This is a genomic window from Micrococcus sp. HMSC067E09 (genome assembly GCF_001812555.1).
GTDB lineage: Bacteria > Actinomycetota > Actinomycetes > Actinomycetales > Micrococcaceae > Micrococcus > Micrococcus lylae.
The window spans coordinates 126,199-136,557 of sequence record NZ_KV809444.1 but is presented as its reverse complement, the minus strand read 5'-3'; the positions used below and the strand labels follow the sequence as shown (position 1 = coordinate 136,557).

Genomic DNA, 10,359 nt, shown 5'->3' with positions numbered 1-10,359 from the left:
GCCCTCTGTGCGGAGGGCGGCGGGCCGCCGTCGTGGTGCCCGCGCGCGGGCGGTGTCCTGTGGATCAGGCCTTCGCGGCGATCTGGCGCAGCACGTACTGCAGGATGCCGCCGTTGCGGTAGTAGTCGGCCTCACCGGGGGTGTCGATGCGGACGACCGCGTCGAACTCGGTGACCTTGCCGTCCTCGCCCTCGGCGGTGACCTTCACGGTCTTCGGGGTCGTGCCCTCGTTCAGCTCGGTGACGCCGGTTATCGAGAAGACCTCGGTGCCCGTCAGGCCCAGCGAGTCGGCGTTCTCGCCCTCCGGGAACTGCAGCGGCAGCACACCCATGCCGATGAGGTTCGAGCGGTGGATGCGCTCGAAGGACTCGGTGATCACGGCCTTGACGCCCAGGAGCGCGGTGCCCTTGGCCGCCCAGTCACGGGACGAGCCCGAGCCGTACTCCTTGCCGCCCAGCACCACCAGAGGGGTGCCCTGCTCGGCGTAGTTCTGCGCGGCGTCGTACACGTAGGCCTGCGGGGCGCCGTCCTGGGTGAAGTCGCGGGTGAAGCCGCCCTCCACGCCGTCCAGCAGCTGGTTCTTGATGCGGATGTTCGCGAAGGTGCCGCGGATCATCACCTCGTGGTTGCCACGACGCGAACCGTAGGAGTTGAAGTCCTTGCGCTCCACACCGTTCTCCAGCAGGTACTTGCCGGCCGGGGTGTCGGACTTGAAGGAGCCCGCCGGGGAGATGTGGTCCGTGGTCACGGAGTCGCCGAGCTTGAGCAGGACGCGGGCGCCCTCGATGTCCGTGACCGGATCCGGCTCCATGCCCATTCCCTCGAAGTACGGGGGCTTGCGCACATAGGTGGAGTCGGCGTCCCACTCGAAGGTGTTGCCGGACGGGGTCTCCAGGGCCTGCCAGCGCTCGTCGCCGTCGAAGATCGTGGAGTACTTGTCCACGAACATCTGGGTGTCGATGGACTCGTCGATGATCTTCTCGACCTCGGCCGGGTCCGGCCAGATGTCCTTCAGGTAGACGTCGTTGCCCTCCGAGTCCTGGCCCAGCGCCTCGTTCTCGAAGTCGAAGTCCATGGAGCCCGCCAGGGCGTAGGCGACCACCAGCGGCGGGGAGGCCAGGTAGTTCATCTTCACGTCCGGGTTGATGCGGCCCTCGAAGTTGCGGTTGCCAGAGAGCACCGCGGTCACGGAGAGGTCGTTGTCCTGGATCGCCTGGGAGATCTCGGACTCCAGCGGACCGGAGTTGCCGATGCAGGTGGTGCAGCCGTAGCCGACGATGTTGAAGCCCAGCTGGTCCAGGGACTCGTTGAGGCCGGACTTCTCGTAGTAGTCGGTGACGACCTTGGAGCCCGGGGCCACGGAGGTCTTCACCCACGGCTTGGAGGTCAGGCCCTTGGCGACCGCGTTGCGCGCCAGCACGCCCGCGGCCATCATGACCGACGGGTTGGAGGTGTTGGTGCAGGAGGTGATCGAGGCGATGGTCACGGCGCCGTGGTCCAGCCCGAACTCGCGGCCGTCCTCCATCGTCACGTTCACGGCCTTGGAGGGACGGCCGAGGCCCTCCTCGTCGCCCGAGGCGTAGTTCGCCAGGTCCTTGCGGAACTGGTCCTTGGAGGAGGTCAGCTCGATGCGGTCCTGCGGACGCTTCGGGCCGGAGATGGACGGGACCACGGTCGACAGGTCCAGCTCCAGGTACTCGGAGTACTCGACCTCCTTCGACGGGTCGTGCCACATGCCCTGCTCCTTGGCATACGCCTCCACGAGGGCAATGGAGTCCTCGGAGCGGCCGGTGAGGCGCAGGTAGTCCAGGGTGACGTCGTCGATCGGGAAGATCGCGGCGGTGGAGCCGAACTCCGGGGACATGTTGCCGATGGTGGCGCGGTTGGCCAGCGGCACGGAGCCGACGCCCTCGCCGTAGAACTCGACGAACTTGCCCACCGCACCGTGCTCGCGGAGCATCTCGGTGATGGTCAGGACCACGTCGGTCGCCGTGGCGCCGGCCGGGATCTCACCGGTCAGCTTGAAGCCGACGACGCGCGGGATCAGCATGGAGACCGGCTGGCCGAGCATGGCGGCCTCGGCCTCGATGCCGCCGACGCCCCAGCCCAGCACGCCCAGGCCGTTGACCATGGTGGTGTGGGAGTCGGTGCCGACGCAGGTGTCCGGGTAGGCGCGCAGGACGCCGTCGACCTCACGGGTCATGACGGTGCGGGCCAGGTTCTCGATGTTGACCTGGTGGACGATGCCCATGCCCGGGGGGACGACCTTGAAGTCGTCGAAGGCGGTCTGGCCCCAGCGGAGGAACTTGTAGCGCTCCCCGTTGCGCTGGTACTCGACCTCCATGTTGCGCTCGATCGCCTGGTCGTTGCCGAAGAAGTCGATCTGCACGGAGTGGTCGATGACCAGCTCGGCCGGGGACAGCGGGTTCACGCGGGTCGGGTCACCGCCGAGGTCCTTGATGGCCTCGCGCATGGTGGCCAGGTCCACGACGCAGGGCACGCCGGTGAAGTCCTGCATGATCACACGGGCCGGGGTGAACTGGATCTCGGTGTCCGGCTGGGCCGAGGCGTCCCAGTTCGCCAGGGCCTGGATCTGCTCCTTGGTCACGTTCGCACCGTCCTCGGTGCGCAGCAGGTTCTCGAGGAGGACCTTGAGGGAGTAGGGCAGCTTGTCCGCGCCCTCGACCTTGTTGAGGCGGAAGATCTCGTACTCGGCGCCGTTGACGTCGAGGACGCCCTTCGAGCCGAAGCTGTCGACAGTCGTCACGGGAGGACTCCTTTTCCTGCCCGGCCTCTGCACCGGGCGCTCGTCCAGTTGTGGGTCTCACATGAGCGGTGCGTCGCGACGGCGATCCGTGAGCCGATCGGCGCCGAGATGTGGTGCACCGCACTCGCCTCCACCCTACCCTGAAGGCAGAGCGGAGAGAGGCTGTGTTGCCTGATCTCTCGCAGATCAGACGGCCGGCGCGGTCCGCGTCAGGACCGTCACCGACTCCAGGTGGTGGGTGTCCGGGTAGAGGTCGATCACGCGGGCCCGGGTGACCTCGTAGCCGCCGCGGGCCAGCCAGGCCAGGTCCCGGGCCAGTGAGGCCGGATCGCAGGACACGTAGACGACCGTCTCCGGGGCGAGCGCGATGATGCGCTCGACCGCGCGTCGGCCGGCCCCGGCACGCGGCGGGTCCAGCACGACGGTGTCCAGGGTGCGGCCGGCGAGGCCACCGTCCTGCTCCTCGGCGTCCGGGTCGGCGAGCAGGTTGCCGAGCACACGGTCGGTGGGACCGTTGAGCACGGTGGCCTGCGGGAGGTCGTGAAGGTTGCGCAGGGCGTCCCGGGAGGCATGGGGGGCGACCTCGACGGACAGGATGTGGCCGCCCGGCCCCACGGCCTCGGCGAGGAAGGCGGTGAACAGGCCCACGCCGGCGTAGAGGTCCGCGACGACCTGCCCCGGCTGCGGGGCGGCATCCTCCATGACGGCGTCCACCAGCGTGGTGGCCGCGTCCTTGTGGACCTGCCAGAACCCGTCACCGGAGACGCGGAAGGTGCGGGTCACGCCGTGGGCGGCGGCGACGGTCTCCTCGACCCAGGTGCGCCCGGTGATGCGCTCGACCTTCGCCGGAGCATTGCGGCGCTTGGCCGGCAGCAGGAAGCCGGTGGACAGCTCGCCGTGGGCGTTGGCGGCCTGGCGGATCCGGGTGCGCAGCCGTCCGAGGCGGACCTCGTCGGAGCGGGTCTGGGCGGTGGGGGTGACGAGCACGAGCGGACGGCCGCCGTCGGCCGGGGTCGTCACGTCCACGCGCTCGGCGCCGGAGAAGTCCCAGTCCCAGAGGGCGAGGGCGTCCAGCGCCGGCACGCCGAGGGGCATATTGCGGACCGCCACGAGGGTGCCGGAGCGGTGCGCGTGCATGGCGATGCGGCCGTTGGGCGTCACAGCGAAGGCGTTGCGCGTGCGCCAGCGCTGGCCGGTGGGCTCGTCCTCGCCGGCGAACATGACCTCCGGCTCGACCGTGATGCCGGCGATGCGGGCCAGGGTGTCCCGGTAGACCTGGGCCTTGAGCCGGCGCTGGTGCGGAACCACGATGTGGCCGAACTCTGCGCCGCCGACCGGAAGGCGTCCGGAGGCATGGGCGCGCAGCATGTCCGCCAGCTTCCACTGGTGGATGCGACGGAACTCCGAGGGACGGATGATCTCCACGGCGTCCCCGCGCCAGAAGCGGGCGCCCTCCTCACTCTCCGTGAGGGCCACGCGGACGCGTTCGCCCGGGATCGCATGGCGCACGAAGACGACGCGCCCCTCGTGACGGGCCACGCAGTGGCCTCCGTGGGCGACAGCGCCGACCTCGAGCTCGATGAGCCGGTCCACGTCGACGCAGTCGTGTGAGGTGTCGGTGACCGCCATGGATTCTCCTTCCGGAGCCGCACGCCGGACCTTGCGCCGACGCTGTTGTGGTCCTATCTTTGCACGCTCGGAAGGGGCCGGTGGACCCGGGGACGCGCGGCGGCGCGCGCGCCCGCCCCACGTGTCACCGAACCGTCAACGGCTGTTCGCCCCCAGGTCACCGGCCCGCAGGCCGTCCTGCACCTGCCAGGGCACCAAGGCGATCATGACACCCGGCTCGCGCTGCAGGCGGCTCCGCAGCCGGGAGGCGGCCCTGTTGTGCAGGAGGGTGCGCCAGCCCGGCCGCACCACGTACTCGGGCAGGTAGACCATCGTGAGCCCGTGGCCGCGTCGGCCGGAGAGCCTGCGCAGGTGGCGCACGAGCGGGGTCACCGCGTCGCGATAGGGGGACCCGACCACGGTCAGCGGCACCGGCACGGCGGCCCTCTCCCACTCCGCCAGCAGAGCGGCGGTCTGTTCCCTCTCGATGTCCACGACGACGGCCTCCAGGCTCCCGGGGCGGCTCGCCCGGGCGTAGGCCAGGGCCCGCAGGGTCGGCCGGTTCAGCGACGTCACCACCACGGTGGCGTGGACCCGCGACGGCAGCGCCCGTGCGTCGTCGTCCTCGGCGGGGGCCAGCTCTGCGGCGACGGCCCCGTAATGGGCGTGGATCCGCCCCATGAGCAGCGCGCCCAGGAGGATCGCCGGCAGCGCGACCCAGGCGCCGCTGGCGAAGCGGGTCACGAAGACGACCACGCCGGCCAGGACGGTGACGCCGAGCGCGGCCGCCGTCAGCACCAGGCGCAGCCGGACGAGGGCGCGCCCGCGGGTGCCCGGGGTGTGCGCCAGGCGGCGACGCCAGAGCCGCAGCATGCCGGCGAGCGCGAGGCTGAACGCCAGGAAGACTCCGATGACGTAGACCTGCACCAGGTAGGCCGTGTTGGCCTCGAAGACCAGCAGGAGGACCGCCGCGCCGATGCCCAGGCAGATCACCGACCAGCTCTGGACGAGACGGTCGCCGCGGGACTTGAAGTGGCGCGGCAGGTAGCCGCCCTCGGCCAGGCGCGCGGTGAGCGCGGGGAACGAGGCGAAGGCGGCGCGGGCGGCGATCAGCAGCAGCACGGCCGCGGAGGCGACCACGAGCGTCGTCCACGGGGCCTGCCCGCCGAAGACCGCCGCGGCGATCTGCGCCACCACGGGAGGCGGAGTCAGCTCGTCGGGCACCGGGTTGCCGCCCGGGGTGCGGAGCAGGTCGTGGTCGAGGGCGACGACGACCCCCGTGCGCTGCGCCAGGTGCATGACGCCCAGGGTGAGGGCGGCCATCGTCCCGGCCATGCAGAGCAGGATCCAGCGCACCCCGGGCACCGACGGCCGGCGGACCTGCTCGACGGCGCCGACCGGGGCCTCCACGCCCGTCAGCAGGGCGGACCCCGCGGCGAAGGCGCGCAGGGCGAGCAGCCCGACGCCCAGGGCCGTGGCCGGTGCTGCGACCGCGTCCACCACGGTGTAGCCGGCGGACTGGGCCCGGGCGAGGCCGCCGGTCAGGTCCTGGACCACACCGACGGCGATCGTCGCGGTCAGCAGCACCACGAAGACGCTCACCAGCACGGCCGTCATCCTGCGGCCGCGTCCCGCTCCACGCAGGCACACGAGGACCAGCAGGAGCAGGGCCGCCAGCGCCACGGGGAGGCGGTGCCCGCGGAACACGGGGAACAGGGCGACCGCGTACTGCGCGAACGCGGCGAGGGACACGGCCACCGTGAACACGAGGTCCACCAGCAGCGCCGAGCTCGCCACGACGCCCGAGCGCGGGCCGAGGTTGGTCCGGGCCATCTCGTAGATGCCGCCGCGCGGCACGGCGACGACCGCGGCGCGGAAGGCGAGGACGATCAGCAGCATGATCGCGACCACCGCGATGCCCACGACCGGCCCCAGCGCCAGCCCCGCCGCGCCGGCGGTCACGAGCGTGAGGATCACCTCGTCCGGCGCGTAGGCCAGTGAGGAGAACGCGTTCGAGGAGTGCACGGGCAATGCCGTGGTGCGCGGCAGAGCAGTGCGCTGCCCCGGCCCGGAGGCCACGGGGCGGCCGACCAGCAGTCGGCGCAGAGAGGACAGGACCGTCGTCACGTCGGACACAGTACCCGCGTCGCGGGCGTCGGTCCTCTCCGGGTGGGATGATGGCGATCGGCGGCCAGCGTGGCCGCAGGAGGAGGCACTCACCGTGGCGCATTTCGTCATCCTGGGCTGCGGGCGCGTCGGCGTCGCCCTGGCCCGCACGCTCGAGGACGCCGGCCACTCGGTGGCCGTGGTGGACCGCGACCGGCACCGCTTCGAGGCGCTCGGCGAGGACTTCTCCGGCACCACCGTCGCCGGCGTCGGCTTCGACCAGGACATCCTCTGCCGGGCCGGGATCGAGCAGGCCGTCGGCATGGCCGCGGTCTCCGCGGACGACAGCACCAACGTCATCGCCGCCCGGGTGGCCCGCGAGCACTACGGCGTGCGCCATGCCGTGGCCCGGATCTACGACCCGGAGCGGGCGACCGTGTACCAGCGCCTCGGCGTCTCCACCGTGGCCGCCGTGCAGTGGACCACCGACCGCATCCTCTCCCGCCTGCTGCCGGCCGGCACCGGGCGCTCCGAGCACCGCGACGCCTCCGGCGAGCTGCTGATCGGCGAGCTCACCTGCGCCGCGTCCTGGTACGGCCGATCCGTGGGCGAGCTCGAGGAGGTCACCGAGGCCCGGGTGGCGTACCTGACCCGCTTCGGCGAGGGCGTCGTCCCCTCCGCGGAGACGCTGCTGCAGGAGGGCGACGTCGTGCACCTGGTGCACCCGGTGGACCGCCGTGACGAGGTCGAGGCCCTCGTGGCCGGTGCACCGGAGAAGGAGGAGTCATGAGGGTGGTCATCGTCGGGGCCGGCGCGGTCGGCACGTCCATCGCACGGGAGCTGTGCGCCCGCCGGCACGAGGTGTGCGTGATCGAGCACCGTCACGAGATCGCCGAGCGCGCCGACCTGGGCTCCGCCGCCGTCCTGGTCGGCGACGCCGCGGACCTGTCCGTGCTGCGCCGCGCCGAGCTGGACCGGGCGGACGTGCTCGTGTGCGCCACGGGCGACGACCGGGCGAACCTCGTGGTGTCCCTGCTCGGCCGCAGCGAGTTCGGCGTCGGCCGGACCGTGGCCCGTGTCAACAACCCGCGCAACCACTGGCTGTTCGGCGAGGCATGGGGCGTGGACGTGGCGGTCTCCACCCCGTCGATCATGACGGCGCTCGTGGAGGAGGCGGTGGAGACCGGCGACCTCGTCCGGCTGCTGGACATCGGCTCCGGCGCGGCGGCGCTGTCCGAGTACACCGTGCCCCGGGACCACTGGACCGTCGGACGGCGCATCGGCTCCATCAGCTGGCCGGACGAGGCCCCGCTCGTGGCGGTCGTGCGCGACGGCCGCCCGCGGACGCCGCAGGCTGACGAGGTGCTGCAGGCCGGGGACGAGGTGTTCTTCCTGAGCTCGACGGACTCGGAGGCGACGCTGCGTGACCTGCTCGTGGACCCGGTGGACGGTCGGTCCTGACCGACTCCGTCGCGCACCGGCCCGGGGGACGGCGCCCCGCCTCAGCCCGCCGCCGTCCTCCGCGGCGCGGACACGGACCAGGCCAGCCAGAGCCCGAGGGCGTAGAACGGCAGGCCCATCACCAGACGCGCCACACCGAGCGCCGTCGTGGCCTCGGCGAGATACAGCGGCAGCTGCACCGCCAGACGGGTGAGCATGACGGCCACCATGATCCACGTGGCCACCGCGTAGGCGCGGCGGCGGGCACGGTCGTGGCGCCAGTCCACCCCCTCCCCGCGCACCATGCCGAAGATCAGGCCCACCACGGGCCAGCCGACGAGGATCGAGACCACGAACCCCAGCGAGTAGAGACCGTTCGTCACGAAGCCCCAGACGTAGAAGTCGCGGGCCTGCCCGGTGGTGAGGGCCATGACCACACAGAGCACCACCACGGCGAGGCCGGCGACGGCCTGCACGGGAGACTGCCGCTGGACCAGGCGCACCGCGCCCATCACCACGGCCACGCCCACCGCGGCGACGCCGGAGGGCCACACCGCCTGGGTCACCATGAAGGCGACCATGAACACGAAGGTCGGCAGCGAGGCCTCCACGATGCCGCGCCAGCCGCCCACACTCGCCAACGGGTCCAGTCGGCCCTTCTCGTCCAGCCGTGCGGACCCGCCCCACGAGCGCATCAGCGCGGAGGGCGCGTCCGGGGACAGGGGCGCGTCCGCCTCAGCGGCGTCGCGGCCCGGCGCCGGGGCGGGCCGGTGCTGTCCGGGTGCGCCGCCGTCGTCGGGACGCCCGGAGGGACGGGGGTGCTCGTCGGGCTGGGTCACGGACGCTCCTGTCGGCGACCCGGTGCGGGAACCAGGTCGTAGGCGGGGTTGTGGACGGTGGGGACGCCGTCGGCGGTGGTCAGCGTTCCGCGCACCCGCAGCCACTGCCCGGGCAGCACCTGGGGCACTCGGCGGCGCCCATGCCAGAGCAGCACGACCGTGTCCTCGGCAGACTCCTGCCCCGGCTCGGGCAGGGCCTCCGCGAGCTCGGCGCGGAAGACGGCGTCCGCGTCGGCCGCCGGGACCGTGACGGTCGCGACCACGCCGACGCGCTCGACCGTCTCGGCCATGTCAGCGGACCTCGGTGATCTCGGGACCGCGCTCGGGCAGCTGCGGGGCCTCGGCCGGGGCACGCTCGCCGGTGACGTCGGCGGACTCGCCGCCCGGCCGACGACGACGTACCGGCCGCGCGTTGACCGGCGGGCGCAGCGGGAGCAGCTCGCGCGGCGGGACGGGCTCCTCACCGCGGACGACCACGAGGTCGGCGAAGACGCCCTCGATCTCCTCGGCGTCCTCCGGGTGCAGGGCGGCCTCACCCTGGATCACGCCGCGCACGAACCAGCGGGGCCCGTCCACGCCGATGAAGCGGGCCACGTTCCAGCCCGGCGAGCCGTCCGGCATGGAGGCGGGCACACGGCTCATGACCTCGGTGCCGAAGCGGCCCTGCCGCTCGTCCGCCACGGCACCGGGGGTGGTGCCCAGAGCGTCGAGGATCTCGGCCCGCAGGTCGTCCCACAGGCCCGACCGGCGCGGGGCGGCGAAGGCCTGTAGCTGCACGGCGGACGTGCCGGCGGTGACGGTCACGGCGATCACGCGCTGGGTCTTGTCCTCCAAGTCCAGGCGCAGCTTCATGCCCTGGCGGGCCTTGATGCGCAGGGAGCCGAGGTCGATGTAGCCCTTGGCGTCCGGACGGTCGGCCACGTCGAACGGGCCGGTCGTGTCGTCGCCGGCAGGCATCAGGCCGGCCGCGATGCGGTCCCGGTCCTCCATCAGCTCCTCGGGCAGGGTGACCTGCTCATGGCGTACGTTGCGGTTGCGTCCGAAGATCATGCGTTCCTCCTTGCGGGCGTCCGGCTCAGCGGTCGTTCTGCGGGGCTGCGGCGGCGTCCGGTCCGGCGGCCGGGGTGAAGCCTCCGGTCGATCCGAATCCGGCGGCGCCGCGGGCGGAGTCCTCGAGCCGCTCGACGCGCACGAAGTCGGCCTGCACCACCGGCTGGACCACCAGCTGGGCGATGCGGTCACCGCGCTGGAGGCGGATCGGCGAGGACGGGTCCATGTTGACCAGCGGCACCTTGATCTCGCCACGGTAGCCGGCGTCGATGGTGCCGGGGGCGTTCACGACGCTCAGGCCCTGGCGCACGGCCAGGCCCGAGCGCGGATGCACGAAGGCGGCGTAACCGGCGGGCAGGGCGATCGCCACGCCTGTCGGGACCAGCGCGCGCTCCCCGGGGGCGAGCTCCACGTCCACGGTGGTGCGCAGGTCGGCGCCGGCGTCGCCCTCGACGGCGTAGGCGGGCGGCTCGAGCCCATCGTCCAGCAGCTGCAGCGGCACAGGGATGCGGTGGATGTCACTCACAGCGGGCCACTCTACCCGAGCGA

Annotated in this window: 9 protein-coding genes; 2 read left to right on the top strand and 7 right to left on the bottom strand. The window is 72.4% G+C overall.

Annotation, left to right across the window (positions count from 1 at the left end; genetic code table 11):
* Window positions 1–64: 64 nt before the first annotated feature.
* The 3 genes from acnA to HMPREF2863_RS07975 form a co-directional block, all read right to left on the bottom strand.
* On the bottom strand, window positions 65–2,767 hold the full coding sequence (gene acnA, locus HMPREF2863_RS07985) for an aconitate hydratase AcnA (protein ID WP_070639291.1): 2,703 nt from the start codon (window positions 2,765–2,767) through the stop codon (window positions 65–67).
* A gap of 186 nt (window positions 2,768–2,953) precedes the next feature.
* Window positions 2,954–4,396 carry a class I SAM-dependent RNA methyltransferase gene (locus HMPREF2863_RS07980; RefSeq protein WP_070639289.1) on the bottom strand — a complete coding sequence of 481 codons (1,443 nt, stop codon included), beginning with the start codon at window positions 4,394–4,396 and terminating at the stop codon, window positions 2,954–2,956.
* A 135-nt stretch (window positions 4,397–4,531) separates the two neighbouring features.
* Window positions 4,532–6,502 carry an APC family permease gene (locus HMPREF2863_RS07975; RefSeq protein ID WP_070639313.1) on the bottom strand — a complete coding sequence of 657 codons (1,971 nt, stop codon included), beginning with the start codon at window positions 6,500–6,502 and terminating at the stop codon, window positions 4,532–4,534.
* A gap of 94 nt (window positions 6,503–6,596) precedes the next feature.
* On the opposite strand from HMPREF2863_RS07975, the gene HMPREF2863_RS07970 reads away from it, so the two are divergent.
* Both HMPREF2863_RS07970 and HMPREF2863_RS07965 read left to right on the top strand, forming a co-directional pair.
* Window positions 6,597–7,271: a potassium channel family protein gene (locus HMPREF2863_RS07970; protein WP_067191159.1), complete on the top strand. Its 675-nt coding sequence runs from the start codon at window positions 6,597–6,599 to the stop codon at window positions 7,269–7,271.
* Window positions 7,268–7,942, top strand: a complete 675-nt coding sequence (locus tag HMPREF2863_RS07965; RefSeq protein WP_070639287.1) for a potassium channel family protein — start codon at window positions 7,268–7,270, stop codon at window positions 7,940–7,942. The genes HMPREF2863_RS07970 and HMPREF2863_RS07965 overlap by 4 nt, the downstream gene beginning before the upstream one ends.
* A 41-nt stretch (window positions 7,943–7,983) precedes the next feature.
* Here the strand turns inward: HMPREF2863_RS07965 and HMPREF2863_RS07960 are convergent, their stop codons facing one another.
* From HMPREF2863_RS07960 to dut, 4 genes are read right to left on the bottom strand one after another with little or no spacing between them, the layout of a single operon-like run.
* Window positions 7,984–8,760, bottom strand: coding sequence for a DUF3159 domain-containing protein (locus HMPREF2863_RS07960; protein ID WP_227718818.1), 777 nt, complete (start codon window positions 8,758–8,760; stop codon window positions 7,984–7,986).
* Window positions 8,757–9,050 (bottom strand): hypothetical protein, encoded by a 294-nt coding sequence (locus HMPREF2863_RS07955; RefSeq protein ID WP_067191155.1) that lies wholly within the window; start codon window positions 9,048–9,050, stop codon window positions 8,757–8,759. Before HMPREF2863_RS07955 ends, HMPREF2863_RS07960 begins: the two co-directional genes overlap by 4 nt.
* A gap of 1 nt (window position 9,051) precedes the next feature.
* Window positions 9,052–9,810 (bottom strand): DUF3710 domain-containing protein, encoded by a 759-nt coding sequence (locus HMPREF2863_RS07950; RefSeq protein ID WP_070639285.1) that lies wholly within the window; start codon window positions 9,808–9,810, stop codon window positions 9,052–9,054.
* Window positions 9,811–9,835: 25 nt separating this feature from the next.
* On the bottom strand, window positions 9,836–10,336 hold the full coding sequence (dut, locus tag HMPREF2863_RS07945) for a dUTP diphosphatase (RefSeq protein WP_070639283.1): 501 nt from the start codon (window positions 10,334–10,336) through the stop codon (window positions 9,836–9,838).
* Window positions 10,337–10,359: the final 23 nt, after the last annotated feature.